The organism is Bdellovibrio sp. HCB288, from assembly GCF_047305935.1.
Classification (GTDB): domain Bacteria; phylum Bdellovibrionota; class Bdellovibrionia; order Bdellovibrionales; family Bdellovibrionaceae; genus Bdellovibrio.
In genome coordinates, this window is sequence record NZ_CP178619.1 from 2,798,333 (window position 1) to 2,823,808 (window position 25,476).

A 25,476-nucleotide genomic window follows, 5' to 3' on the forward strand; every position below is an offset into this window, starting at 1 on the left:
CGGACACACTTTCTCCAAACAAAAAAAGCCATGGTTGATTCCATGGTTTTTTTTTGTTTTGAGTTAGATACTGGGTTTGATGCAGCTTTTCTTGGTAGCGCGGTTCTTACATTCTTGCGACTTCGATGCGGTTGTAGAGCCACAGGAAGAAGACGATGGCGAACAGGATCGTCACCAGGCGCAGAGATCTGCGCTTTTCCATTTGGAAGTTTTCAGTCAAGCCCACAGCCATCAATAAGGTGGTGAATGCAAAGCCTACCAATGTGAGTGGTGGAATCAGTTCTGAGCCCGCTTGGAAAATAAAAAACGGGATGTTTGCAAACAGAATCAAAGTGAAGATCAAGCGCAGCGAGCAGGTTCTTTTTTCGAACACCTGAAAGTAATAGTAAATGAAGACAGCACCCAGCCATGTCATCACCAACGCAACAAACGGGGCGAAAATAATTCCTGCACCAATGCGGTAGATGTTGGGTGGGATCAGTCCGGAAATAACCCCAGAAATAATTGAAACAACAGCCAGTGTGATCAACAAAGAGGACCACTTCCAATCCGGCAGATTTTTGATCTTTTGAATCGGGTGGCGAAGGTAATCAATGATGTAATTGAAAACTTCTTTGGCGGTTTGTAGGTGTGGGGATTGATTTGGTGTTACGTCGCGGTAGTCGCTCATAGGCTCATTGCACCACGACAAGAGTCCGTTAGCAAGTAGTAAGCGAGCCCAAATAGCGAGTGAATTTAGTTTAGCCTTCGCGCAGGTCCATTTCGGCAAGGTTTTGTGCTCGCTCCAAAAGCAGGCGGGCGTTTTGGAGTTGTGTCGCCTTGGTTGCACCGAGGCAGCTCAGTGAAGGCAGGGGGCGGCCGAAAAGTAGCAATCGATGCAGATCATAGGCCCACTTGATAAAGAAGCTGCCTTTCTTGGAGGGCAGGGTTTGCAGTGTTTCCTGAGGGACGAATGAGGCTTTCAGGCTGGTAGGCTTGATGCTGTCCGTGTCAGCAATTTCCGTGATCGACATCAGGCATTCCGGTTTCAATTCACGTAAGACCGGTTCCAGCTCTTGCAGGGAGTAAGAATCCAAAACCATATGAAAGCGTCTGTTGGCAGCATCCTGGGATTTCAAAAACTCAGTCAGGCGAGTCTGTCGTAGCAGGGAATCACTCCACGGCAGGCGCAGGTGATAGACCTCGTAGCCGTGTTCGGCCAGAAACGAAGGATAGATGTTCCAGTAATTGGAGAAGTAAAAAAAACTGCGCGGACCCGTGACAAATAACAATGGCCAGCGAGTCAGCAGGCAATTGGGAGTCAGGTTTGAATCGTAATGTTGTTTGGAGCGCGCTTTGTTGGTCCAGACGGCCAAGGCGACAAGGAATACGAATAAGCTAAGAAGAAGAGCGAGTGTGTCCACTCGCTCAGTATTGCGAATTACAGGGAAGTGTTCAAGCGAAACGCGAAGTCAAAGGAGTCTTTATCTGCGGGCTTATTAACGAAAGCCGTGCGGGCGCTACCTTCGATACCCACGGAGATGTGTTTGTTAAGCTGTGCAAACAGACCGCTGGAAATGACAACTGAAGGGGTTGTTTCATCCACATGCAGATCCTTGGCAGAGTTAACATATTTCATCATGCGAGCAGACAAACCACCGCTGATGGAGTAGTTCCAAAGTCCTTCAATTTGATTCGTGTAGCCCACTTTGCCTTCAAGTTCGCGCAAGGAAAACTCTTCGTTCATGGAATCAGCAGAACCGTAGTTGCGGAAAATAGCTTCAGCATAGGTTTGGCGGGAGCCAAGATCACGGCCGGCAGAAAGTTGCACACCCGTGGTACGGCGATTGAAGTTTTCACCTTCGGTGGAGATGTTTGTGAACGCATTCACGTAACCAATACCGATGTGGGATTGCGGACCGTTAGCGTCTTTTTTGACCTGCTCGTAGGAGGATTTCTTCTGGCTGAGTTCATTAACCAAGTCGTCATAGCCGACCTCTTGGTATTCGGCGGCGGAAGCAGCCCAGACCATAGTTGAGGAGCAGATTGTAAAAAGGGAAACGAAAGCGAATTGGAACGTCTTTAGTTTTGTCATAAGGTGATTCTAGCAAGGCTTTGTCATTTCTCAAAAAATGATCTTTCAATCTGGACCACGTCTTTGGCAGACTGGTTATATGTTTTCTTTATTTAAGACCAAACACAATTGCTACTGCGCCTTTTGCAAAACTCCGCGCAATATTTATCGCAAGAAAAATATTGGAGTGATGAACATCCTTGCCGCAGCTATGGCTTCGATCGTGGTCATGTTCGCTATATGGCAGGAGTATGATCCTCGCGTGATGATTGCCTTTGTGGTGTGTTTGGCGATCTCGGAAGTGTTCGTGCAAATCCGCTGGCGTCTGTCGGTGGTGTGTCGCACATGTGGGTTCGATCCGATTCTTTACGTGAAAGACCCGGCGGCGGCAGCAGACAAGGTTAAAATCCAATTGGACGTGCGCAAGCAGGATCCAAAGTACTTGCTGACCAAACCGTTAAATTTGCCAACCATTACACCGAAAAAAGCCGATGCCTTGGAAAACAAGGGCAAAGGTAAGTTGGTTTCTCGTTCTATCTAAAAATTTGAGTTCCAATGCCGCCCGGATGCGGCGCGTTCGTTGCCAGTCCGGGAGCTTTATGCCAATTTAGGGGCATGAAAACTCTGATCGTAATTCCTACGTACAATGAAAAAGAAAACGTGCAGACCATTGTGCCTGCGGTATTTGCTCAAAATTTGGGCGTTGATATTTTGGTTGTTGATGACAACTCTCCAGATGGCACAGGTGCCATCGTTCGCGAAATGCAAAAGTCTCTTCCGAATCTTCACTTGCTTTCCCGTCCTGGTAAACAGGGTTTGGGTAAAGCCTATATCGCCGGATTCCGCTGGGGTATTGATCAGGGTTATGAAGCCATTACCGAAATGGATGCGGATTTTTCCCATCGTCCACAGGATTTGGGACCTCTTTTGGCTAAGCTTAAAGACAATGATTTCGCAGTTGGCTCCCGTTATGTCGCAGGCGGAAGCACCGTGAACTGGGGATTGATCCGCAAAATTATCTCTCGCGGTGGCGGCATTTACTCCCGCATGATTTTGGGTTTCCCATTGAATGACTGGACGGGTGGATTCAACGCCTGGAAGAAGGAAGTTCTTTTGGGAATCGATCTTTCGACTGTGGGAAGCAACGGCTACAGTTTTCAAATTGAATTGAAATACAAAGCTTTGAAAAAAGGCTTCAAGGGAGCCGAGTCTCCGATCGTTTTTGAAGATCGTCGCGTGGGTCAAAGCAAAATGTCTTTGAAGATTGTTCTTGAGGCATTCTGGCGTGTTTGGCTTATTCGCTTTAAGTAAGCGCTTCTTTCTAGTTGCTCTTCTTTTTTTTCCAGGAGTTGTGCTGGCTCAGGCACAGCGCGGGACTGTCGTTGCCGACGAGGCACAAGTCTACAAAGATCCTGACTTCGATGCCCCGGTGATGACAGTGCTGAAGCAAGGTCAGGTGATGGCTATCTCCAAGGGCAAGAAGGGACCTTTTTTCAAGGTTCGCCTAAAGCCCGGAGTCACGGGTTGGATTTCTGATGCCGAGATTCGCCCCGGAGTTATCGACAAGGAACAGTTGCAGGAGGATTCCGAGAATCCCGATGAGGCCGAGTACTCGGGTAAAAAACCATTCTTTGCCACGCGCTATCGGGGACTGTCGCTAAACTTTATTGATTATGCTGAAGACACCATGGGTGGTCGCAGGAATGCACAGACCTCTTTTTTGGGTTTGAACTTTCATGGTTACAACACTCTGTTTTCCGGCGACATCTATACCGAAACCAATATTCTTTTTCACTCGGGCGCACCTTCGTACTACAAGGACTACACCGGGGATGAGGGCAGTGGTTACATCGTTATTTTGAACTTCCTATTTCAAACAGTTCTACCGAAGGGCAAAGATTTTTTGTTCTTCTATGGCTTCGGTCCGATGCTAAAGTATTCGCATTTTGAATTAAGACTGCCAGGCGTGGTGGATCCGTTCTCTGCGGATGACATGACCTTGGGAGTTTTGTTCAACGCTGGCATTTCCTATCGCATTAAGCGAGTCTCTATCCGTCCCGATATAAAGTACTATTGGGAAAAAGAAAGTTACTTCGGATACGGAATCACCGCCGGCCTCGATTTTTAGAGGTAACAGTTGGGTCTATTGTTCCGGTAATTCCGGCAGGTGAATTGATCCATTTACCGTCTTAAGTAGTCTCGCGACAGTTTCCAAAAAAGGAATGTCGGAAAGCACCGTTTTGCCATCTCGTTCATATTTAATAGTACAATGGATTGTCTTTATCGCCGCCTTGTTGGACTCGACGTCAACCAATGAAGAAGGATTAGAATTAGAAATAGTTTTCAACACTATTGGAGCTTTTAGCTTTAAGCCCTGAGGTTGAGCACTTTTTAATCTCAGCATGCACATTGTGCGAACTGTATCGAGTTCATAACCGGGACGCTTCTTAACCGTTTCAAATGCGGCCCAGCCTTGATTTGGAACAACGAAAAGATCTCGATTGATCGTGATTGTCGAACCTACAGGAATCTCATCAAATTTGACGATTTCATATCCAGGTGGCAACAATGCTGACGAGGATGAATCCGGATTATTCATAGGGGTCGATATTCCAAAATCATTGCAGACAGCCGTCATCTCTCGCGAGTATTTTCCGTTCGGTCCGCCTCCTAGGAAAGAATTGGAAATTTGGTAGTTGGAGTCTTCTAGACCTGCGGCACGAAGGTACTCGTGAGCAGCAAGCGCGAATTTGGCTTCACAGCTTTTGGGGCGCCACTTTTTTCGGTCAAATTCAATTTTTTTAAGTTCTGCCTGATATCGCGCATCTAAACAATTGATAGCCCCAGTATTTGGATCTTGCGAACAGATTCTGTCCACATCAAATACAGAAGTTTCTTTAATTGTTTCATCAATCTGTTGTCGGGATATGATGCCGTCACTGTTTAAAAGAAGTAGTGCCGTTCTTCCAATATAAACGAATCCAGCAGAGACCTCCGTGCCACCGCCACTTTCGCGTCCCATTTTTGGAGTGGCGTGAGAATTGATACTGAATAGCATTATTAAAGTGATTGAAAATCTCATCATTTTTCAGCTCCTACTGATAAAGGAATAAAAGAAATAGTTAATTGATAAACTTCGTCGACAACGGGGTTAGCCTCTAAATCACTGCAAAAGCGACGACGGAACTCTTTGATATAGGCCTTCGCTGCAGCTAAGTCTTTTGTATTGATCGCCATAGTCATCGAAGTGTTGTCGCGTATTTCGGCAGGAACTGTTTGGACGGCCTGGATTGCTTTTTCTAAAGAGCGTTCTTGAAAACGTCTTTGCGCAATAGTGCTGAGGCCCTCACGGATATCTGAACTAAACCCTTGTGTTGTATCGAATAGATCGCCATCTTCATTTCGATCCAGAAGTCCAACTCGCAGGAGGCGCTCGATCGCCATATTGATTTCAGAGACAGTCACCTGCAGCCTTTTCGCGATCCATTTCGTGTTCCAGTGAAAATTTTCGGTCTTCATCAACTCCATCAAGGCATAGTGATGAGGCTCGGAGATGATCGAGAATGTGTCTGCCGCAATCGGATGAAATATGTCCTGAGAAGAGTCGTTCCGTTTTTTGCTATTTCCGTGAGGTTTTGATTTTAACTTTTGAAGATCCGAAATCTCCAGGCCCAGCTTAAGTCCCAAGCGCTCTTTCATTTTATGAGTAAGGGGACGTTTTCCATTTATTATCGCTGATAAAGCTGACGGAGACACATCCAACATTTTGGCAAAGGATCGCAGGGAGTAGTTCGGATTGCGTGCACAACGCTCCGCCAAGCTCTCTTGAAGAACGAAACGAAAGTCTTTGTGCTCGTTCCTAGTTTGCAATTTTTTGGTTTTCTTTGCCATTTCCATGTCTGGTTAGTATTGAGTATTCCTATCCCTGTCTAGAGAATTTGGAACAAAATGTGCCAAAATATTTTTGAACAAAAGAAAGGTTTTGAGCCAAAAAGTGAGCATCCAGTGAGCCAAACATAATGATGCGAAGCAATATTGATGACGGTTTCAACGCGAGTAGGTTACAAGCCACTCATGTTTAAAGCCGCAGTACTCTTTTTTATCAGCACATTCGTTGTATCCTCTTTGGCCTTGGCCGGTGATCTGAACGCCGCTTTTGATTCTATTAAGAATTCAGGCGCTGATTTTGATCCGGATGGTGCCGTGTGTGAACAACTGGAAAGAGTCCGTTTGGCCCAAAGCTATCCCGCAGATAAGTTTTTAATCACCGGCGATATCGAATATAGCACGGGTAAAGAAACCGTGGGGGAGCTGGACATCATCGTGATCGATCGCGCGACGAATAAGGTTGTGCTTTTCGGTGAAGTCAAATGCTGGAAAAACATGGAAGACGGTCTGATGAAGGCGAAGTCGCAAATGCTGCGCTTTTTCTGGAACCTTGAGAAATATCCAAATTCCCTGCAATTTACGTCTTACGGCGACACGAATATCACGGCGGCTCAGGTTCCGTTAAATACGCCTTTTTACACCGTGGGTCCCCAAGGATCTGTGGCACAAGGGGCGACTTTTGAGTTGAATTTGACGCTTAAGGAAACCCAACATTTGCGTATGATGCTGTTAAAGTGTCAGCAAAATGGCGAATGCCCAAGTCCGCAATACTAGTTTGATTTAATTGCGTCTGTAGGGCATGGTTTCGCCCATGTCTATTCAAGTATTATCCCCGGAAGTAGTCGATCAAATTGCCGCAGGCGAAGTGGTCGAGCGTCCTGCACATCTTGTAAAAGAACTCGTTGAAAATTCCATAGATGCTGGCGCCACGCGCGTGCATGTCGAGTTCTTTGATGGTGGACGAATCGTTAAGGTCATCGACAACGGGAAGGGCATGTCGCCTGAAGATTTGCCCAAAGCCTTGGATCGTTTTGCAACCAGCAAAATTTCAAAATCCGATGATCTGTGGAGTTTGAAAACCTTCGGCTTCCGTGGGGAAGCTTTGGCGAGTATTTCTTCGGTCAGTAAAATGACTTTGACAACCCGACGTGCTGGCGATGAGCAGGCATTTCAACTGGTCAGTGAATACGGCAAAAAACAACCGATCGACCGGGTCGGCGGTTCCCAGGGCACAACTGTGCTGATGGAAAGTCTTTTTGAAAACATGCCAGCGCGTTTGAAGTTTTTGAAATCAGATGCGGCAGAACACACGGCGATCAAAACCACGCTGAAAGCGATGGCCCTGGCTCATCATGATGTTGAGTTCCGAATTCAGGAAAACAGCAAGCTCGTGAATTTTTGGCCAGCCTGCAGGGACCGCAAAGAGCGCGCAGAACAAATTCTGGAAATCAAACCCCTTTTCGTGGGCGAAGCCGAGCGCGAATATGTAAAAGCATATGCTGTGTTCGCGGATCCTCATAACGTCGCAAAGACAGCTAAAAATATCTGGCTGTTTGCGCAAAATCGCTGGGTTCAGGATCGCAGTCTGCAAGCGGCGGTGAATGAAGCCTATCGCAGTCTTTTGATGCACGGGGAGTTCCCGATTGCAGCGGTATGGGTTGAAACAGATCCCGAATACATTGACGTCAATATTCATCCGACGAAATCTCAAGTGAAGTTCCATGATCCGTCCTTGGCTTTCCGAGCCGTGGCGGGGGCTTTGCGTTCGACTTTAGAGAAAGCCCCGTGGATTCAACAAAGCGGTCAGCTGCGCTCGCAAGCGCAGTTTGGTGAAGCGGGTGGGACCGTTGATTATTCTGATCCTGCGGCGACTTATTCTTCAGCCAAAGGCCTGCCAAACTTTGCGAACTACTCCGGCGAAGCCGGAGGGCAAAATGCTCCGGTGGAGATGCCCAAAGAAAATCTGGCATTTAATGATTCCACTTTTAAAACGACGCAATTTCAAAAGAAAGATTTCAACTTTCCGGCGTCTTCAGTTCAGCAAAATAAAACCAGCTATCAGACTTTGATGGATGCGGCAGAGTCCCGTCAGAATTTTACAAATCAAAATCCTGAAGCGGGGGGAGCGCAATCGACCATGATTTCTAACGAGACAGTGGCTCCCGTCAGTGGCGGCTATTGGTCTTCACTGGAAGTTTTGGGTCAGGCGAATCTAACTTACATCGTGACTCAGCATCGCGACAAAATGGTCTTCGTCGATCAACACGCGGCTCACGAAAGAGTCGCCTACGAAAAGCTGATGAACGCCTGGAAGGGCGGGAAAATCGACATCCAGGATTTCCTGTTTCCGCTGGCGATCGATATGTCGCCGGAAAAAGTCGAAGGACTTCTGTTGCTGGCAAAAGACATCGAACGTCTGGGAGTTTTCATCGAGCCCTTGGGACCGGGAACTGTCGGCGTGAAAGCGGCGCCTTTGTTTATTAAAGAATCTGTATTAGGTAAAGTTCTGGATCGCATGGCAACGGAAGTTGTCGATCAAGGTGGCAGCTACTCTTTGGAAAGAGCCGTTGGTGACATCTGTGCCACGATGGCTTGTCATTCGGTGGTGCGCGCAGGTCAGGCTTTGAGCATTGATCAGATGAAAAATCTTTTGCGCGAAATGGATCATTTCCCACTTTCAAGTTTCTGTCCTCATGGGCGTCCTGTCAGTGTGGAGTATCCGTTCTACAAGCTTGAAAAGGATTTCGGGCGAATCGTGTGATGAATAAAACCAAGCCCGTTATTTTTGTTGTCGGTTCCACGGCCACTGGCAAAAGCGAGTGGGCGCTGAAACTTGCGCAGGAATTCAAGGGCGTCATCATCAACTGTGATTCAGTTCAGTGTTATTCTCACGTGCAGATCGGGGCGGCAAAGCCCACGCCTGAAGAACTGCAATTGGTTCCGCATTATCTTGTAAGCTACGTCACACCCCCTGAAGAAAGCACCGCCGGCAGTTACTGCCGCGATTTTTCGGAAGTCATGGAAAAGATCCCTGACGGTACTCCGGTGTTTGTTGTGGGTGGGACGGGTTTTTACTTCATGGCGATTGAAAAAGGCATGTATCCCGTGACCGAAGTTTCAGAGGAAATGAAAGCTCAGGTCGAGAGCGAAATGTCTTTACCCGAGGGGCCTGCGAAACTTTATGCCGAATTGACTCAGGTGGATCCCGAATACGCAGCTAAAATCAATATCGCCGATCATTATCGTATTGGTCGTGGGATCGAGTTGATTCGCACTCAAGGCAAAGGGGTCACGCAAATTCAAAAAGAGTTTGATGAACAGAAAACGCCTTTTGCTTATCCACTCCTAAAAATTGGCCCCGAGTGGGACCGCGAAGTTCTGCGCGAGCGCATTGCTTTGCGCACGCACAAGATGCTGAAAGACGGGCTGGTGGATGAGGTTGAAAAGCTTCTGGACCTGGGTCTGGAAGGTTGGGCTCCACTGAGCAGCGTTGGTTATAAAGAAACGATTGAATTTGTTCGCGGGCATGTCAACGAAGATCAAGTTTTAGAACAAATTACGACAAATACTCGGCAGCTGGCCAAGCGCCAAAAAACCTGGTTCCAAAGGGACAAGGATATTCATTGGTTTGATGGGGCTCGCGGATACAATGAGGCGAGGGCCGTGGTCGAGAAATTTCTGAACTCTTTGACCACAATTACTCCCGAAGACAAGAATGGATCTATATGAAAAGTATGACTGGTTATGGCACCGCAAAAGTTCAATCCAAAGACGTCACTGTGGAAGTCAGCATTCGTGCTGTGAACGGTCGTTTTTTGGAAACACGCTTTCATTTGCCGCGCGAATTCGTGGCGATGGAAGGGGAGCTTAAAAAAGTTCTGGGTGCAACTTTATCCCGTGGAACTGTGGATATTTTCGTTTCCAGAAGAGTGAAGGCCACGTCCTCCGGAAAAGCGCAAATGACCGTGAACGATGCTTTGGTTAAAAAGTACGTTGCGGCTTACAAACACCTGGCAAAAGAATTGGGCATTGGTTATCAGGTTCACCTGGAAGCGATGGCGCGATTGCCGGATGTCATCAAACTTGAAGAGAGTTATGAGATGTTCGCTGGCGAAGATAAGGTCTTGAAAAAGGCCTTTGCTGATGCTTGCAGCAATTGTGATAAAGAACGCGCGCGCGAAGGCAAAGCTTTGCGCAAGGATCTGGAAAAACTTCTGGCTTCTTTGGATAAGGAAATCAAAGTCATCACCACTCTTCGTGAAGAGGCCAATGCGCAGCTTCAGGAGAGATATGAAACCAAGATTCGCTCTCGTATGAAGGGGAACGAAATTGATCCGGCTCGTATGACTCAGGAAATCGTGATTCAGCTGGAAAAAGCCGACATCAACGAAGAATTAAGTCGTTTAAGTGAGCACATTAAAAACTATCGTCAATTGATCGCATCCCAGCAGGCCGAGGGTAAAAAGCTTGATTTTTACACTCAGGAATTGCTGCGTGAAGTGAATACGATCGGTTCAAAGTCTCAGGTAGCCAAGATCACTCAAAGCGTGGTACAAGCGAAAACCCTAATCGAAAGATTAAGAGAACAGGTACAGAACGTTCAATAATATGAAAACGCGTATGATAATTGTCGCTGCACCCAGCGGCGCAGGAAAAAGTAGTTTTGTTGCCAGAGCCATTGAGGAGATTCCTCAGCTCGTGGACATTATTACGTTCACTACGCGTAACATCCGTAAGGGTGAAAAGAACGGTTTGCAGTACCACTTTATCTCCCATGACGAATTCAAAGCCAAAATTGAGCAGGGTTTCTTTGTGGAGTGGGCGAAGGTTCACACCAACTTCTATGGCACCTCCTATGAGTCTTTGGAGTCTACGTGGGCTGCCGGGAAGTGCGCGATCATGGATATCGATATCCAGGGCGTGTTGACCTTTAAATCCAAGTATCCGGATGCCAAGACCATCTTTATTCTGCCACCGTCCATCGACGAGTTGCGTCGTAGAATTGAGAAAAGGGACGGGGGGATGCCGGCGGATATCGAGGTCCGTATGGCCAATGCCGAGAAAGAAATCGCCGAGGCCTCCAAGTTTGACTTCCAGATCGTCAACGACCAATTCGAGCAATCCTATGCCGAATTTAAGAAAATCATTGAAAAGTTACTAGGTTAAGGGTAATTTCCTCCTTTGAATTCATGAATTAATTGCGCCCGGAGGCATTGAATGGCTCGTGTAACCGTTGAAGATTGCTTGGAAAAAGTTCCTAACAGATTTGCTCTTGTTTTGATGGTTGCTAAAAGAGCGAAGCAACTTCTAAAAGGTGCTGAAGCGACTGTTTCCACTCGCAGCAACAAATACATCGTATCTGCACTTCGTGAAGTGGCGATCGGTAACGTAGGTTATGAAGTGGCGATGGATCCTAAAGACGCTCTTCTTCAAATCGAAAAAGATTTGAATAAATAGTCTAGGACTTAGGTCCTAAGTTCCTAAAAATACTAATATATTTTAATTATCAAGCGAATCTATTTGGAGACGCCTCTTCTTCTCAGGTAAACTGACTAGAATATGGCGGAACCCCAAAAAGAGACTGGCCTCTCTCACAAGCCAGTCAAAACAGTTGATGATCTTCTAAACCGCATTCGCAGCTATTGGCCGAATGCGGATCTTAAATTCATTGAAAAAGCATACTACTTCTCAGAGAAGCATCACGAAGGTCAAATCCGTCGTAGTGGTGAGCCGTATATTTCTCATCCGCTTTCCGTAGCGGCGATCCTCGCAGATTTACATTTGGATTTGGATACGATCGCAACCGGGCTTCTGCACGACACGGTAGAGGACACTGAGGCGACTCTCGAGGATATTCGTCGCGAGTTCGGTGATGCCGTCGCACACCTGGTTGATGGTGTTACAAAAATCGGTCAGATGAAATTCAAAAATTCCCACGAGAAGCAAGGCGAAAACATTCGCAAGATGATCGTGGCGATGGGTAAAGATGTGCGCGTGGTTTTGGTGAAGCTTGCCGATCGCCTGCATAATATGCGCACTCTGAATTTCATGCCGTTCGATAAGCAAGAGAGAATTGCTTTAGAAACCTTGGAAATTTACTGCCCACTTGCAGGTCGCATGGGTATCAGCTCCCTGAAGATTGAATTGGAAGATCTGTGCTTCCGTTACTATCGCCCGGACATGTACTACGAGCTGGTACAGCAAATTAAGAAGACCGAAGCCGAGCAGAATCGTTATATCGATGACGTGAAATCACTTATCGGTAAAGAGCTTAGCAAAGTTGGATTTAAGTTTGAAGTTTTTGGCCGCTCAAAGCATTTATGGTCCGTATATAGAAAAATGCAAAGTCGTAACCTGGATTACGATCAGGTTTATGACGTTCTTGCTTTCCGCGTGATCGTTGAAAGCGTGGCCGAATGTTACGCAGCGCTGGGTTTGGTGCATTCCCTGTGGAAGCCGATTCCAGGTCGTTTCAAGGACTTCATCGCCATGCCCAAGGCCAATAACTATCAATCCCTGCATACCACTGTGATCGGGCCGGGCGGGGAACGTATTGAAATTCAAATTCGTACCAGTGCCATGCACTTGGTCGCCGAGATGGGTATCGCGGCTCACTGGAAATACAAAGAGCGCGGCAAGATGGAATCCGATGATTTGCAGCAGGCGAACTGGCTGCGTGATCTGGTTTCCTGGCATCAACAAGTGCGCAGCCCCGATGAATTCCTGGATACAGTTAAAACAGATTTGTTTGAATCTGAAATTTACGTCTTCACTCCGACGGGTGAAGTTCGTGAGTTTCCAGAGGGTGCAACACCGGTGGATTTCGCCTATGCCGTGCACACCGAGCTTGGTAACAAGTGTGTCGGTGCGCGGGTCAATGGCAAGATGGTTCCGCTAAAGCACCAAATGTCCAATGGCGATACGGTTGAGATCATCACAGGTAAAGGGCAGGAGCCTTCCAAGGACTGGCTGAAATTTGTTGTTACCAATAAAGCCAAAGCCAAGATTCGCGCCTTCGTTAAAGAAGAGCAGCGTCGTCGCTCCATCATTTTGGGCAAAGAGCTGGTTGAAAAAGAATTCCGTAAATTCGGAATGGCCGCTGCAAAATATCTAAAAGGCCCGGCCTTTGAAGAGTATTTAAAAGACAACGGTTTGAAAGATCTGGAAGAGCTTTTCGTGACCGTGGGTTATGGAAAGCTTGAAACCCGTCATCTGGTGGAAAAATTTTCGCCAGAGGGATTGGCGAAAGAGGCTGCAAAAACCGAAGACTCCACTTTCATGGAAAGAGTCATGCGGGCGGCAACTCACAAGACCCGCAAAACCAATTCCCTGGTTTCTGTGGATGGTATGGACGACATGCTGGTGCATTACGCCAAGTGCTGTCATCCAATCCCAGGAGATCCGATTGTGGGCTTTATCAGTCGTGGGCGTGGTATCACAATCCATCGCAGTGACTGCAGTAAAGCCTTTGAATTCGATCAGCTTCGTAAAGTGGATGTGACCTGGAACGTGAAAGTGGCTGGCGACGGGCAAGAGCGCGTCGTGCGCCTGAAAATCATTTCCCAGGACAATCCGGGATTGTTAAAGTCCATGTCCGAAGCCTTTGCACAGTCAGGAATTAATATTCAATCTGCGCAAATTCGTACAACCAAAGACAAAAAAGCCGTGTGTAACTTTGAAGTGTCCGTAAAGGATGCAGTCCAGTTGAATCAAGCAATTTACGAGATTCAAAAAATCAAAGGCATCATCGGTGTCACACGTGTCATTCAGTAACTATCTTCCTAAATCACACAATCTGCTAAGTTTCGTGGTGCTGGTCATTTCCGTCATTGTGATGGTGGGGTGGCTGGTACAGGATCCCGGGTCCATTCGCTTGGGGCTTAATTACACTCCGATGCTGTTTAATACGGCTTTCCTGTTGGCATTTGTGTCCCTGGGAGTTTTGTTCTCAGACCGGGATTACTTCAAAGTGGGCCGGGCTTGTGCCATCGTGGTGATGATTTTAGCCGGCGCCATGTTTTTGCAGTATCCGTTGGACAAGAGTTTTGGAATTGATGAATTCTTCGTCAGGGATTTTGAAAACCTGCGAACGCGCTTCCCGGGGCGCTCGGCAGCAAGTACCTGTATTGCGGCTTTTTTGCTGGGGCTGGGAATCTTCTTTAATAAGACAACGTTGCTGTGCCGATTTGTCAGAATGACTGTCGCTTCGATGGTGTGCTGTGTGGGCGTTGTCGGATTAAGTGGAAATGTTTTTTCGATCAACTCACAGTTTGGTTGGGGCAGTTTTTCAAAAATGGCTCCTCACACCTCGGTGTCCATTGTTCTTTTGTCAGTGGCGTTGGTTCTACAGCTGCGAAACCGGATGTTGTCTTTGGGATATCAGCGTAAAACGTTTCGTCCGTACTATGCGTTGGTACTTGGTATATTTGCCACAATTGGTTTTCAGCAGGTTCTGATTATCAAGGACTATCAAAAAAACAGAAGCATCACACAGATTCGTCTCAGTGCCATGCTCGATGGTTTTGATTCCACGTTTCGCTTCGTGAACAGCTCTCTGGCAAATATGGCAGAGCGGTTCGTACTTGATGACTATCGGGGCGAGGCTTCCTGGCAGTTGGATGCAAAAATGTTTGTCCAAGAGATCAAAGGCATTCGCAGGATCATGTGGGCTGGAAATGATAGACTGGTAAAGTGGCATTATCCCATCAGTGAGGTTGTTAACTTTAATGGTGTAAAGCTTTCCGAGCAGCCAGGTTCCTTGGGGCTCTTTGATAAGGTGACCAGCACAAAACAGCCCGCAATTTCCGATATGGTTCCGTTGAAAACCGGGGGTGAGGGGCTGGTGATGTACTATCCGGTCTTCAGAGGCAATGAGCTTCTGGGGGTGTTGAGTATCGCTCTGGATGCGAATTTGTTTTTTATTAATGCAGCGAAGGCGCCGGACTATTTTGTGCAAATCACAGATGATGACGGTCATGTGTTCATGGAAAACAAGGACATCCCGCAGTATTATCTGAACGATTGGGCTGAGACCGCGGAGTACCATGCGCTGAATGCAAATTGGACCTTTATGCTGACACCAGTTCCCGCATTGGTTCGCACCAATTCCTCAAGTCTTCCTGCGCTACTTTTGATTTTTGGCGTCAGTGCTTCCATTTTGATGTCACTCAGCCTGGTGTTCTTTTTGCGAAGCCGGCAATCAGAGCGTGAAATGCGTGAGCTGAATGAGTGGCACAAAGCGGGGCGTGACAGTATTTCTCTGTTGCTGTTGCAGTTGGACAGTTCCGGAAATATTTTAAGTTTGAACAAAGCCACGACAGATCTATTGGGTTATACGGATCAGGATCTTTTGGGGCGGCCCGTGTTCAACCTGGCAGAGCATACCGATGCCCTGATGTACCGCAGTCGAATGGAAGAAAAGGTTCAGCGTCAGCTGCAGCTGGGACCCACTTATTTGGAAGCCATTCTGGAATCTGGTGATGCCAGCGGTTACGAAAGAGTATTCGTATCAAAAGCCGGCAAGAGAATTAATTTTCTGCTATCCCTGCATAGAGTCTCCGGTGAGCAGGGTGAAACAAACGGGTATCTGGTTGTGGGAGAGGATATCACGCAACGAAGAGAACGTGAGCGTCTGTTGAAGGAGCGCGAAGAAAAAGTCATGGTCTCATCACGTTTGGCTTCACTGGGTGAAATGGCTGCGGGTATTGCTCATGAGATTAATAACCCTCTTGCGGTGATGGGTGGTTACGTGAGTATGATCCGTAAAAGCCTGATGAACAAAGGACTTGGAGACGATGCTGAGCTCAACAAGCGGATCGATTCTGTGGAGTCCATGGTGGGTCGTATTGCCAAGATCGTAAAGGGCCTAAGAAGTTACGCCCATGAATCGGCTTTGGATGAACTGGAGTCGACAGAAGTTTCTTTGATCGTGGATGACACTTTGGCGTTCTGTCATGAGAAATTCAAACTGGCGAACATTCAACTGCAGGTTTCAGTTGAGCCAGGGATGATTGTGAAGTGCCGTCCTTATCAGATTTCCCAGGTCCTATTGAATCTTTTGAACAATGCCTTTGATGCCGTTGAACACGAATCGGTTAAGAAGGTGTCGGTTCAGGCGCAGTTCCAAAATGGTGGAGTTGAAATCAGTGTGACCGACTCCGGTGCCGGAATTCCAGCAGAGGTGCGCGAGCGCATGATGCAGCCATTTTTTACCACCAAAGAAGTTGGTAAAGGTGTTGGTTTGGGATTAAGCATCAGTGTGGGGATTGTCGAAGCCCATAAAGGGCGCCTTTATCTGGACGCTCAGTCCAAGCAAACCCGATTTGTTATTTGGATGCCGGTTTAGCTGAAAGTTATTGCCAAGCGTAGCCGACTTTAAAAACAATGGCGCTTGCCGTGACTGTATCGGAAGGCGGGAAGTAGATATATTCCACGCTGAATGGAATATAGTTTTTGCGATTCAATTGATAATCACCACCAGCCGCCAAAGTCAGAACCTGATTCGTGGCGATTTGATTCTCATCCAGGGCCGTTGCTGATTTGGACATGGCAATCAGGAATCCACCACCAACGCCCGCCCAAGAGCGGATTTCAGTTGTGGTGAAATAGTATTTCGCCAGGGCATAGCCGGAAAGATAAGTGATGTTTGCAGAACAATTGGTGGAGCCTTTGCAGCCAACGTTTCTGTCGGTCTTACCCGTGACGTTAAACTGTTCAAGGACGCCGGAAGTGTTCACTGTGATATTTCTGGTCAGAACCCATTCATAAAAACCACCGGCACCCAGGCCCGTGCCTTTGAGTTGCGGTTGTTCAGTGGGGTTGATCACTGGATTTTCTTTGATCGTGGGTTTCATCGAGTCCATGCCGAATTGCCCAAATACACCGTAGGAATTTTTCAGGGTGCGCAGGTAACTCATGTCGCGGGCTTTATCAAAGGCTGCAGCTTCCTCGTCGGGAGTGGATGCCTTGGCCAGAGCTTCATTAGGGGCAGAGGATTTTGGTTTGGAAGCTTTGGCTGTTTTAGTAGTGGCTGCTTTGGCCTGAAGTGTGGCACCCACAGCGCCACGTCCTTGCAGCACATCCGCAATGGCACGACCGCCTTTGACTTGCTTCATGCGAATGATCGCAGATTTTTTACCCGTCGCAGGATTGATCAAAAAGAACTCGTCACCAGCTTGAACTTCCGCGCCCTGCAAGTCCACCATGACTTTACCGCCTTTTACAGCAGTGACATTGGCCGATAAGGCGGGGAGGGAAAACAGAATACCGACGAGAAAGGCGAGAAGTGTTTTTTTCATTCGCTATTCACTGATCATCAGGTTGTTGTTGAGTTCGCGGATAAATTCATCTTTGTACAAATCCCATACGGCCACGCTGGCAAATTCATAGGAGCAGGATTGAACCGCTTTATCGTCACGTTGAAAGGCTTTAACCTGAATAACTCCCGGCTGAGTGGTGCGCCAGATCTCCAGATCATTATCCATCAACACCAATTCATAATTGGCACGAGGGAATTCATCATTGAACCAGGTTTCAATAAAACTTTGATTGCGGCAACCAGTTAACTTGTAAATATGCGAAGAAGAATCCAATGCAGAAGTGGAAATTTTAGCCGGAGCCGCAGCTTCAAACTGATTGCGACCGTCGGATTTATAAACCGAACAACCTGCTAAAAACACAATGGAAATAAGGGGGTAGGCCAATAGCTTCATACTGTTTAAGTATAAAGTCCGACCCTTGGAAAAACAAAACCCGGTCAGTAAACCGGGCCTTGGTCTAATGTGATCAAGAAATCCTAGAAAGGAATTTCGTCATTAGAGTTGAAGCTAGGTTCTGGACCGAAATCGTTGAAATTGAAATCGTCTCCGCCACCTGAATTGCTGTTAGAACGTGAACCAGCTTCTGCACCAGCAGCGCCTAGGAATTGAACTGTGTTTGCTACGATTTCTGTAGCGTAACGTTTTTGACCTTGTTGGTCTTCCCATGAGCGAGTTTGAAGTTTGCCTTCAACATAAACTTGGCGACCCTTAGCAAGATGTTTGCCGCAGATTTCTGCCAATTTGCCCCATACAGTTACACGATGCCACTCAGTTTTTTCCTGACGTTGACCATCTTTAACCCATGATTCGCTAGTTGCGATGTTAAGGCGAGCTACAGTGCTCCCACTTCCGATTGCTTTCACTTCTGGATCAGCACCAAGACGACCTACGATAATAACTTTATTTACTCCAGACATTGTCCCCTCCAAGATAGATGACCATAAGGTTTTTGGTCAGTTTGGGGAGTATGTCAACCGTCGACAACTCCCTTAATTTATTTGGATTTGGAGCTGAGCAACATTTAAGCACAGCCCTGTGTCAGGTTTAATCAAATAGAGATGGGGAGCGGTTTGAAAAGCGGATTAGCGCACGGCGCCAAAACTAGGCGGCATCATAGGATTTGCGGCCGATAATTTGAACTTATACTGAGCCCCTTCAGAAGTGGGCGTTTTATAGCCATCAATGAAAGTCAGGAACAGAGTGGCCTTGTCCTGGAAGCTCTTTTTCGCACGCAAATCGATCTCGAAATTGTAAGCGCCGATTTGCTGACCAAAGCGGCCGCCACGGTTCACAATCATAATGCCGATATCGCCCTTAACAGTGCCTTGCAGCTCGTCTCCGGGCTTGCCGATAGTTCCACTCTCGATCACGAAACGACCTGCTGCCAGGCGCCCTCTAAGCTCTACAGCGCTCAGTTTTAATTCCGGCAAAGTCAAAGGCCCCATCGGAGTGTTCACGTTGGATGGCGGAAGTTCGAACTGATTGATCGTCAGGTTCACTTCAACGTCAGGTTGTTCCTGGAACGTCAAATCAGCCAAGGCCGTGGTTTCAAGATTCAACTGACCTTTTAAAAGAATCGGAAGGTTTGCCAATTCACGAACGTCGTTCAAAGCTACTTTCTTGGCGCTGACTTCGATGCGCTGTCTTTCAACGCCGTTGTCACTGCGAGAACCTTTACCCATGGAAACTTGCACGTCACCTTTGAGCAAACCCTTTGCGGAAACAGAACCGTAAGGCTTTTGTTGAATCAGGCCGGGGATCGACGGAGTGATAGTAAGTTCTTTGGCGGTCAAAGCCGGTGTGCTGATGGACTCGATGTAGACTTGTTCCATTTCAACGCCAGGTTGCGGGACCAAGCTCATTTTCAAACGGTCAAAAGTCACATAAACAGAGTTATTGCTCAGTTTGGCCACTTGTGACGAAATCAAATCACTCAAGTCATCAAACGGGAAAAGAACAAAAAGAAAGATGATCGCAGAAAGAACCATGACGAAGAGACGTCCTTTGTTTTCTTTGAGCGATCTGAAAAACTTAATGATGTATTCCATTATTCATCCGATCCAGAGCGGGCTCTGCCACGGTTGCCTCTTTTTACCGGAGGTTCCGGTTCGGCAGCAATCACCGGAGGAGCGGGAACTGCCAAGGCCACAAGTTTGTAAACCACGTCAAAGTAACGATTGTCCTCGCGGTTTGCGGTCATCGTCATGTCGGCCATTTTTACACTCGGGGAGATGTTGGCGAATTTGTAGCCTAAATCAACAATCTGGCGCAGGTTCAATTTTGCCAGAGTGATTTGCAAGCCGCCTTCACTTAAATTTGTCGGAATCAAGTTGGAGCCGCCCGTGGACTGCGTGCCTTTGACCTGTTCAGGTAAAAGGTGAGCGGATTGAATCATGTTTTCAACAGTGCTACGAATGGCGTCCATCGGGGGAGCCTGTGGGATGGCCGGAACTTCAGAAGCTTCGCGGGAAACTTTTAGAAGTTCGCGAATCGTCATACGCTTGCCTTCGAATTCACCCACGGCTTCGCTGGAGCCGCTGAAGTATCCGTAGGGAATAGACAGAACCATCAGCGTCACCAGTGCAATGCCGCCATAGATAGTCAGCTTTTGCATTCCGGGAGTCATGTTCTCGTAGCGGTCGCGCATTTGATTGTAGGCGCCACTTTCCTGGATGCGATCCCAGGTTGAGCGAAACTCAGAGGAAAATCTGTCTTTTAAATCATCTAAATTCATCGAGTCACCTTTTGAATGCCGCGGTCTACGTTAAAGCTGAAAGAGAAAGCCTGACGTCCTGGCAACGCTCCCAATCCCGGAGTCTGATTCTTGATCTGACCATCTGCGGTGATATTGGAAAGTGATTTTTGCAGAAGGTTTAGTTCAGCCGGGGAGCTGACGTAGCCTTCCAAAACCACATGCGTGTCACGGATGTTGAAAGTGCGCACATCCAGAGTTACTGCGTTTTTTGCAGGAGTCGCGTCGGTCACTTTCTTCATAACATCCAGGGCGGAATTCATGTTGGCCACGCTGGACAGGGTTTTTAGATCTGTCGCACGTTTTTTGTTTTCCAGAATATACTTTTTGATTCCTGACTCAGTGGCATTGCGACCTTTAAGGTTCGCCACGTTCTTGGCTTGAGTCTTTAACACTTCCTGAGAACGCTCTGCCAGGCTCAATGCGAAGTCTTCACGCAGGTAAGAGTAGACGAATAAGACCGCCAATGCCGCTGTTGCGATCTTGGCAGTGTGGCCCCATTTTTCCCAAAGAGCTTTGAACTGATGGTTTTGACGGGCGAACTCGCCACGCAGGAAATTAATCGGAGGATTGCGGGGCTTTTTGAATCCTTCGATGGCAAGACCGACAGCCACGCCCAACTTTGCGGAGTTGGCTTGGGAGCGTTCGAAAGTCACATTGGGGATTGTATCCAGGACGGAAAGGCGATTTGCCGGGATCTCCAGCGCCTGAGTCAGGAAAGGACCCAGATTCTGGATTTGCGAAGTGCCGCCGGTCAATCCGATATTCAGAATCTCAGCATTGAATTCGCTTTTGAATTCCAAAATTGAAAGTTGCAGATCACGAGTCATTTCACGAACGCACTTGGCAATTGTCTCAGAGAACGTCACTTGATCGAAAGTTGCACCCTGTTTATTGGTCAGGATGAATGCCTTTGTCTGCAACTCGCGCAAAGCTTCCTGATAAGGAATTTCGTATTTTTTCGCAATCGCTTCTGCGATGTTCTTGCCGCCCCAAAGAAGGGAGCGCACACCTGTCAGGGAGTTGCCTTCGATCGCGCAAACCAAAGTGCGAGTATGACCGATATTCAAAACCAAGCGCACGTGGCGAAGGGGTTTGTATTCGGAGATGTCGTAGTTTTGCGGATTGCTGATTGTTGTCGGAGGAGCCTCATTCCAGCGTTCAAAGACATTGCCGAAAGCAGTGCCTTCCGCAGAAATCAAAAATGGCTCAACGCCGATGTCTTTGGCTCTGTCGATCAGGTTTTGAACGTGAACTTTAGGAGCGGCACAAGCCAGAACTTCAGCGCCACCGCCGACAGTACGGATGATTTTCGCATCAAAGACCGCGTTATCGCTGGAGAAGGGAAGGTCTTCCTCAAGTTCGAAGGCCAAGCTTTTGAAGATTTTATTGCGATCACTGAATGGGAAGAACTTGTTGCGAATCGCCACGCGATCCTGACGAAGTCCCATGATGAAGCGGGTTTGCGAGTGATCGTACTTGCCCAAAAGATCACGCAAGTACTCGATGATCTCCAGTTCGGAATCACTTTGAGGATTGGTGCTTAGAACATGCTCGAAGAACTGAATGACTTGAAAGCCCTTCGCCGTCGATTGCATTTCAACAACTTTAATGCTGCTTGACCCGATGTCGATACCAAGTGATTTCAAAGACCGTTCCTCCATGAACGAGATAATGGTCTAAGTATATGTTGCCTTTGGACTTAAGTAAAATCTTTCCTCTTTGCGAGGGCTCGACCTAAGGCTATCTTTCACCCCAAAATACAATGCGTGGAGGGCCTTTGGGAATCGGGTCTGATTTGCCTTGTGTTTTGCCATCACCACCAGCTGAACCACCGGAACCAGAGCCGCCAGAGCCAGAGCCGGAGCCTCCGGGATTCCCAGCGTCGGCACCAGGGTTTTGGGCCTTTTTGTCTTTGTCGACGTAGTCTTTGATTTTTGCGACAGTTTTATTCAAATCCATCGTGATGACCGTGATCTCACTGGTGGAGCGGGCGAACTCTCCGGTGCTGCGAATGCGGAAGTTGAATACGGCATCAAACACCAATGGCACGTCTTCAGGTTTTCCTTCAAGACGTACATTCTTGGTGGTCACAAAGTTCCAGAAGTCATCGGCGTCCTTGAACGGGCCACCTTGGTTTTGATCGTCACGGCGTTTGATGATTTCAGTTACAGCTTCATCAGTCATGCCGGGATCCAGGGATTTAAGAACGTCTCTGGTCGCAATGTTGGGGTTGATACCCTTCATGCCATAGATGGTGATTCGTGGCTCTAAAATCTCGTAAAGTTCGTCGGTCAGTTCCGGCACAAAATGCAGTTCAGAAATCGTGCGGAAACTGCGATTCGGCGGAAAGTAATCAGACTGAAATTCAGAGTTCATGCTCGAATAAGTGGCGCGTTTGTCGCCGCCATTTGCCGACTGGGATTTGTCACTCATAAAGTCCGCGATGTTATTGACCACGCGTTCAAAGTTGGTGTTGGAATTTTCGCGGGCCCACTTTTCGTCTTCCTTCATTTTTTGCAGGAAGATATTTAAGATCTGTTGTTTGGTGATCTTACGCAAAGTTTCAGACGGGGAGACCAGGTCATTGATATCGATCTTGGATCCCTCATCCTCAATGGTGGTGATGTAGCTTGCATCCATCGAGGAGTCTTTAACCAGCTTTTTGAAATTGTCTTTGTCAATTGCGGTCAACTCATCCGGAATTGGCATGGGCCAGGCAAAGGGAAACTGCCAGATCATGTTTAATAGCGGACTGTTGCTGCCCAATTGCTGCCCGAATTTATTTTGTGCTGTCTGATAAATTTTAACTCTAAGCAAAGAGAGCTGCATGCCGGATTTGGCGGCATAGTAAGCTTTAATGCGATTCATGCCGGAAGAATTGATTTCGTATTCAATCCGCGTTTCGGCAATCAGTTCAACGGCGAAGTACATGATGAACATCAAGCAGGCGGTGACAATCATCAGCGCCATTCCTCGGTTATTACGAAGGGGTTTAAAAATGTTCATCAGTTAGCCCCTCCTGGTTGACCTGGTTGTTGACCCTGGCCACCTTGCTGTTGGGTCGCTTGTCCGGTGTTGGTGTCATCTGGATTATTGGTGAAGTGAATCGGGATGATCACTTGCATCGAGTACTTGCGATCTTTGCCGGATTCTTTTTTGGTCACCGTGATCGAAAGCTCCACAGCCTGCGGAAATTTGCCTTTAGTGGCGCCATCGCCACCCTGATCTGTACGCCACGAGGACACCCAGTCCTGCTTGCCTTTGCCCATGTAGCGGAATTTAAACTCGCTGACATTTTCCAGCAAAACAGTTTCCTGACCACCCTTGGTGACATCCAGATCCGCAACCGGGGAGGATCTTCTCCAGATACACTTGGAAGAACCGCCACCTTCATTCAGGCTTTTGCATTCTTTAAGTTCATAGCCTACTTCAATAAAATCGGCCTGAGGGGAGTTGCGAATGGTGCGCGCGTTGTTCATGGTGACGAAATTCAAGGTTTCTTCAGTGCCCACGAATTGCGTTTCGGGATTTTTGCGAGGAACTTCGCGATTTTGCTGTTGTTGTTCAAAAGCCGAAGGTTGAGCCATGCCGGGTTGGGCGAAGCCGGGAAAGCCAGGCGGGGTGGCAGGCGCTTGCGCCGTCTGGCTTTTTTTCGCCAGTAGATCTGTCAGTTCTTTTTCAACATCGCGATAGTGGTAAGCCAGGTTCACATCTTTTTGAATCAAACGAACAGCATCGCGCAAATGGGAAACGTCATCCACCTGAGTGGTTACTTTGTTTTTCATTTTCACACTTTGCTGGATTGATTGCGCGACCAAAACCGTCATCGTGCCAAGAATGGCAATGGTGATCAGCACTTCAATCAGCGTAAAACCACGGCGCGAAGTGACCACTACATGCCCCCTGGTAGAGGGATTTCGCGGTCATAGTCGACAAAGTACTGAGTGGCAGAAAAGCTCATTGGCTTTTTGCTGCCTTTGTAAATCACTGTGACTTTGACTTCTTTGATGGATTTGGAAAGATGCTGAGTCAGCGTCTTCATCAATGTCAGGGACATCTCATCGGCACCGCCCTCACGGGCAGTCAAGGTTGCTGAAATGTCAGGGACTTCAAATTCTTTGGATTCCATTTTCCAGGAGTATTGCGGAAACTCGGATCCAAAATCGTCTTCTTTGTCTTCAGGGATGGAGTCAAGGGATTTGCCGGAGTATTCGATTTCGATCTCGGCCATTTTGCGCTCAAGCAGAGCCGTGACTTCGGTGGCGAATTGGGCTTTGCGGACGTAAGCGAAACTTCCGCCCCAGGAATTTGCCAATAACAGCAACCCGGAGGAGAGGATGACCAGTGCAAGCACGGTCTCGATCAATGTAAAGCCTTTATTTTTCACCGCTGAAGTCCCTTTAACGATTGAGCTTTCTCTATGATATCAGCTTGACCCGTTAAAGGATTAAAAACAAGAGTCCAAATGGAATTATTTGCCCCGGAAATCTGAATGGCAGAGGCCTCTACAAATCCTTCCGGGAAAAAGTGAATGTAAGCGGTTCCGGATGTGATGGGATCTTTAACGGAAACCGTTTCGACTTGTACGAATTTGAAAGAGCCAGGTAGTTGCGCTTCTTTTTTTAAAACAGTAGTGTCCATCGCATATTTCGGCGGTGGGGCATCTTCATCTTTGAAGCTGCTTTTCATTCTGTCGCGTTCTTTTTCTGCCGCTTCCGGATCAATCGGAGTCGGGCCGTTGGCTCTTTCGACCCAGTACTGGCCGGCTTTGTCTCCATCGATATTAATAACCAAGCGGTAAGTGGAATTGTAGATGCGGGCTTTGTTGCGAATATCTTTGGTCAGAGCCATGAATTGACGAGTGGTGGCCCGGATATTCGTTTGTGCTTTAAAGAGTCGTGGGGCCCCAATGACAACCAAACCGCCAATGATGGCAAGTACAATCATCACCTCAATGAGGGTGAAGCCCCGACGATTCATAATGGACTAAAGATCGTCCAAAGAGATGTCAGCGTCGTAGCCAGAGCCACCTTCGCGTCCATCTTTACCGAAAGATTTCAAATGAATTTCGCTGCCGTTAAGTTCGTAAACATAGTCATGTTCCCAACGGTCTTTGATGTTTTTGATATAAGGCTCAGGACCCCAATTGCTGCAGTTTGGATCTTGAGTCGTCAAACCTTCCAGCGTTTGTGGGTACTTGTTGCAATCTGTGTAGTACATTTGCAAAGCATTGGAAATTTGACCCATGTGGATTTTGGTTTCTTTAACTTTAGCTTTGTCCATGGAACCAGTCAGACGTGGAAGCAAAAGTGCAGAGATACCGCCGATGATAGCAAGGACGATCATGATCTCGATCAAAGTCATACCCTTGCGGTTATTGATAGCTAACATTTAAAACTCCTTGTTGCCGAATGAAATACTAACAGAGCGCAAGGTCGTGGTAAAGAGATGCTTCTGACTTG

27 protein-coding genes are annotated in these 25,476 nt (G+C 47.5%); 11 read left to right on the top strand and 16 right to left on the bottom strand.

Features of this window, described 5'->3' with window-relative positions; all coding sequences use genetic code 11:
• Nucleotides 1–106: 106 nt before the first annotated feature.
• The 3 genes from ACLVWR_RS13705 to ACLVWR_RS13715 all read right to left on the bottom strand — a co-directional run bounded on the left by ACLVWR_RS13705 (nucleotide 107) and on the right by ACLVWR_RS13715 (nucleotide 2,074).
• Nucleotides 107–670 carry a Yip1 family protein gene (locus tag ACLVWR_RS13705; RefSeq protein ID WP_413581204.1) on the bottom strand — a complete coding sequence of 188 codons (564 nt, stop codon included), beginning with the start codon at nucleotides 668–670 and terminating at the stop codon, nucleotides 107–109.
• A gap of 70 nt (nucleotides 671–740) precedes the next feature.
• Complete coding sequence (locus tag ACLVWR_RS13710; RefSeq protein ID WP_413581205.1) at nucleotides 741–1,403, bottom strand: hypothetical protein; 663 nt, start codon at nucleotides 1,401–1,403, stop codon at nucleotides 741–743.
• A gap of 17 nt (nucleotides 1,404–1,420) precedes the next feature.
• Nucleotides 1,421–2,074 carry a hypothetical protein gene (locus ACLVWR_RS13715; RefSeq protein WP_413581206.1) on the bottom strand — a complete coding sequence of 218 codons (654 nt, stop codon included), beginning with the start codon at nucleotides 2,072–2,074 and terminating at the stop codon, nucleotides 1,421–1,423.
• A 79-nt stretch (nucleotides 2,075–2,153) separates the two neighbouring features.
• Between ACLVWR_RS13715 and ACLVWR_RS13720 the strand changes: the two genes are divergently transcribed.
• The 3 genes from ACLVWR_RS13720 to ACLVWR_RS13730 all read left to right on the top strand — a co-directional run bounded on the left by ACLVWR_RS13720 (nucleotide 2,154) and on the right by ACLVWR_RS13730 (nucleotide 4,181).
• Complete coding sequence (locus tag ACLVWR_RS13720) at nucleotides 2,154–2,594, top strand: hypothetical protein (protein WP_413581207.1); 441 nt, start codon at nucleotides 2,154–2,156, stop codon at nucleotides 2,592–2,594.
• Between the two features lie 74 nt (nucleotides 2,595–2,668).
• Nucleotides 2,669–3,364 carry a polyprenol monophosphomannose synthase gene (locus ACLVWR_RS13725; RefSeq protein ID WP_413581208.1) on the top strand — a complete coding sequence of 232 codons (696 nt, stop codon included), beginning with the start codon at nucleotides 2,669–2,671 and terminating at the stop codon, nucleotides 3,362–3,364.
• 40 nt (nucleotides 3,365–3,404) lie between these two features.
• Nucleotides 3,405–4,181, top strand: coding sequence for an SH3 domain-containing protein (locus ACLVWR_RS13730; protein ID WP_413581209.1), 777 nt, complete (start codon nucleotides 3,405–3,407; stop codon nucleotides 4,179–4,181).
• Nucleotides 4,182–4,196: 15 nt separating this feature from the next.
• On the opposite strand, the gene ACLVWR_RS13735 is transcribed toward ACLVWR_RS13730, so the two are convergent.
• The gene (locus tag ACLVWR_RS13735; RefSeq protein WP_413581210.1) at nucleotides 4,197–5,138 is read right to left on the bottom strand and encodes a hypothetical protein; all 942 of its coding nucleotides are present in this window, start codon (nucleotides 5,136–5,138) and stop codon (nucleotides 4,197–4,199) included.
• Nucleotides 5,135–5,944 (bottom strand): TIGR02147 family protein, encoded by an 810-nt coding sequence (locus ACLVWR_RS13740; protein ID WP_413581211.1) that lies wholly within the window; start codon nucleotides 5,942–5,944, stop codon nucleotides 5,135–5,137. Before ACLVWR_RS13740 ends, ACLVWR_RS13735 begins: the two co-directional genes overlap by 4 nt.
• 183 nt (nucleotides 5,945–6,127) lie before the next feature.
• Between ACLVWR_RS13740 and ACLVWR_RS13745 the strand changes: the two genes are divergently transcribed.
• The 8 genes from ACLVWR_RS13745 (at nucleotide 6,128) to ACLVWR_RS13780 (ending at nucleotide 16,286) form a co-directional block, all read left to right on the top strand.
• Entirely contained in the window at nucleotides 6,128–6,715 is a 588-nt protein-coding gene (locus ACLVWR_RS13745; protein WP_413581212.1) for a hypothetical protein, read from the top strand.
• A gap of 37 nt (nucleotides 6,716–6,752) precedes the next feature.
• Nucleotides 6,753–8,702: a DNA mismatch repair endonuclease MutL gene (gene mutL, locus ACLVWR_RS13750; protein ID WP_413581213.1), complete on the top strand. Its 1,950-nt coding sequence runs from the start codon at nucleotides 6,753–6,755 to the stop codon at nucleotides 8,700–8,702.
• Nucleotides 8,702–9,670, top strand: a complete 969-nt coding sequence (gene miaA, locus ACLVWR_RS13755) for a tRNA (adenosine(37)-N6)-dimethylallyltransferase MiaA (protein ID WP_413583506.1) — start codon at nucleotides 8,702–8,704, stop codon at nucleotides 9,668–9,670. The genes mutL and miaA overlap by 1 nt, the downstream gene beginning before the upstream one ends.
• Nucleotides 9,667–10,548: a YicC/YloC family endoribonuclease gene (locus tag ACLVWR_RS13760; protein WP_340599537.1), complete on the top strand. Its 882-nt coding sequence runs from the start codon at nucleotides 9,667–9,669 to the stop codon at nucleotides 10,546–10,548. Before miaA ends, ACLVWR_RS13760 begins: the two co-directional genes overlap by 4 nt.
• A 1-nt stretch (nucleotide 10,549) precedes the next feature.
• Nucleotides 10,550–11,107: a guanylate kinase gene (gene gmk, locus ACLVWR_RS13765; protein ID WP_340599536.1), complete on the top strand. Its 558-nt coding sequence runs from the start codon at nucleotides 10,550–10,552 to the stop codon at nucleotides 11,105–11,107.
• 51 nt (nucleotides 11,108–11,158) lie between these two features.
• Nucleotides 11,159–11,398, top strand: coding sequence for a DNA-directed RNA polymerase subunit omega (gene rpoZ, locus ACLVWR_RS13770; RefSeq protein WP_088614336.1), 240 nt, complete (start codon nucleotides 11,159–11,161; stop codon nucleotides 11,396–11,398).
• A 102-nt stretch (nucleotides 11,399–11,500) separates the two neighbouring features.
• Complete coding sequence (locus ACLVWR_RS13775) at nucleotides 11,501–13,714, top strand: RelA/SpoT family protein (RefSeq protein WP_413581214.1); 2,214 nt, start codon at nucleotides 11,501–11,503, stop codon at nucleotides 13,712–13,714.
• On the top strand, nucleotides 13,701–16,286 hold the full coding sequence (locus ACLVWR_RS13780) for an ATP-binding protein (protein ID WP_413581215.1): 2,586 nt from the start codon (nucleotides 13,701–13,703) through the stop codon (nucleotides 16,284–16,286). Before ACLVWR_RS13775 ends, ACLVWR_RS13780 begins: the two co-directional genes overlap by 14 nt.
• A gap of 7 nt (nucleotides 16,287–16,293) precedes the next feature.
• Here ACLVWR_RS13780 and ACLVWR_RS13785 read toward each other — a convergent pair whose 3' ends face one another.
• The 11 genes from ACLVWR_RS13785 to gspG all read right to left on the bottom strand — a co-directional run bounded on the left by ACLVWR_RS13785 (nucleotide 16,294) and on the right by gspG (nucleotide 25,405).
• Nucleotides 16,294–17,238, bottom strand: coding sequence for a hypothetical protein (locus ACLVWR_RS13785; RefSeq protein WP_413581216.1), 945 nt, complete (start codon nucleotides 17,236–17,238; stop codon nucleotides 16,294–16,296).
• Nucleotides 17,239–17,241: 3 nt separating this feature from the next.
• The gene (locus ACLVWR_RS13790; RefSeq protein WP_413581217.1) at nucleotides 17,242–17,652 is read right to left on the bottom strand and encodes a hypothetical protein; all 411 of its coding nucleotides are present in this window, start codon (nucleotides 17,650–17,652) and stop codon (nucleotides 17,242–17,244) included.
• An 83-nt stretch (nucleotides 17,653–17,735) separates the two neighbouring features.
• Nucleotides 17,736–18,176, bottom strand: coding sequence for a single-stranded DNA-binding protein (locus ACLVWR_RS13795; RefSeq protein ID WP_413581218.1), 441 nt, complete (start codon nucleotides 18,174–18,176; stop codon nucleotides 17,736–17,738).
• A gap of 165 nt (nucleotides 18,177–18,341) precedes the next feature.
• Nucleotides 18,342–19,307, bottom strand: coding sequence for a type II secretion system protein GspN (gene gspN, locus ACLVWR_RS13800; protein ID WP_413581219.1), 966 nt, complete (start codon nucleotides 19,305–19,307; stop codon nucleotides 18,342–18,344).
• Nucleotides 19,307–19,993: a hypothetical protein gene (locus ACLVWR_RS13805; RefSeq protein ID WP_340599529.1), complete on the bottom strand. Its 687-nt coding sequence runs from the start codon at nucleotides 19,991–19,993 to the stop codon at nucleotides 19,307–19,309. Before ACLVWR_RS13805 ends, gspN begins: the two co-directional genes overlap by 1 nt.
• Nucleotides 19,990–21,660, bottom strand: coding sequence for a pilus assembly protein PilM (pilM, locus tag ACLVWR_RS13810; protein WP_413581220.1), 1,671 nt, complete (start codon nucleotides 21,658–21,660; stop codon nucleotides 19,990–19,992). The genes ACLVWR_RS13805 and pilM overlap by 4 nt, the downstream gene beginning before the upstream one ends.
• A gap of 94 nt (nucleotides 21,661–21,754) precedes the next feature.
• Nucleotides 21,755–23,020 (bottom strand): general secretion pathway protein GspK, encoded by a 1,266-nt coding sequence (locus tag ACLVWR_RS13815; protein WP_413581221.1) that lies wholly within the window; start codon nucleotides 23,018–23,020, stop codon nucleotides 21,755–21,757.
• On the bottom strand, nucleotides 23,020–23,907 hold the full coding sequence (locus ACLVWR_RS13820) for a type II secretion system protein GspJ (RefSeq protein WP_413581222.1): 888 nt from the start codon (nucleotides 23,905–23,907) through the stop codon (nucleotides 23,020–23,022). Before ACLVWR_RS13820 ends, ACLVWR_RS13815 begins: the two co-directional genes overlap by 1 nt.
• Nucleotides 23,907–24,401, bottom strand: a complete 495-nt coding sequence (locus tag ACLVWR_RS13825; RefSeq protein ID WP_413581223.1) for a type IV pilus modification PilV family protein — start codon at nucleotides 24,399–24,401, stop codon at nucleotides 23,907–23,909. The genes ACLVWR_RS13820 and ACLVWR_RS13825 overlap by 1 nt, the downstream gene beginning before the upstream one ends.
• A complete protein-coding gene (locus ACLVWR_RS13830; protein WP_413581224.1) occupies nucleotides 24,398–24,994 on the bottom strand; it encodes a Tfp pilus assembly protein FimT/FimU in 597 nt (198 codons plus the stop codon). The genes ACLVWR_RS13825 and ACLVWR_RS13830 overlap by 4 nt, the downstream gene beginning before the upstream one ends.
• A 6-nt stretch (nucleotides 24,995–25,000) precedes the next feature.
• On the bottom strand, nucleotides 25,001–25,405 hold the full coding sequence (gene gspG, locus ACLVWR_RS13835; protein WP_340599523.1) for a type II secretion system major pseudopilin GspG: 405 nt from the start codon (nucleotides 25,403–25,405) through the stop codon (nucleotides 25,001–25,003).
• Nucleotides 25,406–25,476: the final 71 nt, after the last annotated feature.

What these genes read in the sequence shown, in the direction of transcription:
- ACLVWR_RS13705 (WP_413581204.1), bottom strand. Translation starts at nt 670, where the DNA reads ATGAGCGACTACCGCGACGTAACACCAAATCAATCCCCACACCTACAA.
- ACLVWR_RS13715 (WP_413581206.1), bottom strand. Translation starts at nt 2,074, where the DNA reads ATGACAAAACTAAAGACGTTCCAATTCGCTTTCGTTTCCCTTTTTACA.
- ACLVWR_RS13720 (WP_413581207.1), top strand. Translation starts at nt 2,154, where the DNA reads ATGTTTTCTTTATTTAAGACCAAACACAATTGCTACTGCGCCTTTTGC.
- ACLVWR_RS13725 (WP_413581208.1), top strand. Translation starts at nt 2,669, where the DNA reads ATGAAAACTCTGATCGTAATTCCTACGTACAATGAAAAAGAAAACGTG.
- ACLVWR_RS13735 (WP_413581210.1), bottom strand. Translation starts at nt 5,138, where the DNA reads ATGATGAGATTTTCAATCACTTTAATAATGCTATTCAGTATCAATTCT.
- ACLVWR_RS13740 (WP_413581211.1), bottom strand. Translation starts at nt 5,944, where the DNA reads ATGGCAAAGAAAACCAAAAAATTGCAAACTAGGAACGAGCACAAAGAC.
- ACLVWR_RS13745 (WP_413581212.1), top strand. Translation starts at nt 6,128, where the DNA reads ATGTTTAAAGCCGCAGTACTCTTTTTTATCAGCACATTCGTTGTATCC.
- mutL (WP_413581213.1), top strand. Translation starts at nt 6,753, where the DNA reads ATGTCTATTCAAGTATTATCCCCGGAAGTAGTCGATCAAATTGCCGCA.
- miaA (WP_413583506.1), top strand. Translation starts at nt 8,702, where the DNA reads ATGAATAAAACCAAGCCCGTTATTTTTGTTGTCGGTTCCACGGCCACT.
- ACLVWR_RS13760 (WP_340599537.1), top strand. Translation starts at nt 9,667, where the DNA reads ATGAAAAGTATGACTGGTTATGGCACCGCAAAAGTTCAATCCAAAGAC.
- gmk (WP_340599536.1), top strand. Translation starts at nt 10,550, where the DNA reads ATGAAAACGCGTATGATAATTGTCGCTGCACCCAGCGGCGCAGGAAAA.
- rpoZ (WP_088614336.1), top strand. Translation starts at nt 11,159, where the DNA reads ATGGCTCGTGTAACCGTTGAAGATTGCTTGGAAAAAGTTCCTAACAGA.
- ACLVWR_RS13775 (WP_413581214.1), top strand. Translation starts at nt 11,501, where the DNA reads ATGGCGGAACCCCAAAAAGAGACTGGCCTCTCTCACAAGCCAGTCAAA.
- ACLVWR_RS13785 (WP_413581216.1), bottom strand. Translation starts at nt 17,238, where the DNA reads ATGAAAAAAACACTTCTCGCCTTTCTCGTCGGTATTCTGTTTTCCCTC.
- ACLVWR_RS13790 (WP_413581217.1), bottom strand. Translation starts at nt 17,652, where the DNA reads ATGAAGCTATTGGCCTACCCCCTTATTTCCATTGTGTTTTTAGCAGGT.
- ACLVWR_RS13795 (WP_413581218.1), bottom strand. Translation starts at nt 18,176, where the DNA reads ATGTCTGGAGTAAATAAAGTTATTATCGTAGGTCGTCTTGGTGCTGAT.
- gspN (WP_413581219.1), bottom strand. Translation starts at nt 19,307, where the DNA reads ATGGAATACATCATTAAGTTTTTCAGATCGCTCAAAGAAAACAAAGGA.
- ACLVWR_RS13805 (WP_340599529.1), bottom strand. Translation starts at nt 19,993, where the DNA reads ATGAATTTAGATGATTTAAAAGACAGATTTTCCTCTGAGTTTCGCTCA.
- ACLVWR_RS13815 (WP_413581221.1), bottom strand. Translation starts at nt 23,020, where the DNA reads ATGAACATTTTTAAACCCCTTCGTAATAACCGAGGAATGGCGCTGATG.
- ACLVWR_RS13830 (WP_413581224.1), bottom strand. Translation starts at nt 24,994, where the DNA reads ATGAATCGTCGGGGCTTCACCCTCATTGAGGTGATGATTGTACTTGCC.
- gspG (WP_340599523.1), bottom strand. Translation starts at nt 25,405, where the DNA reads ATGTTAGCTATCAATAACCGCAAGGGTATGACTTTGATCGAGATCATG.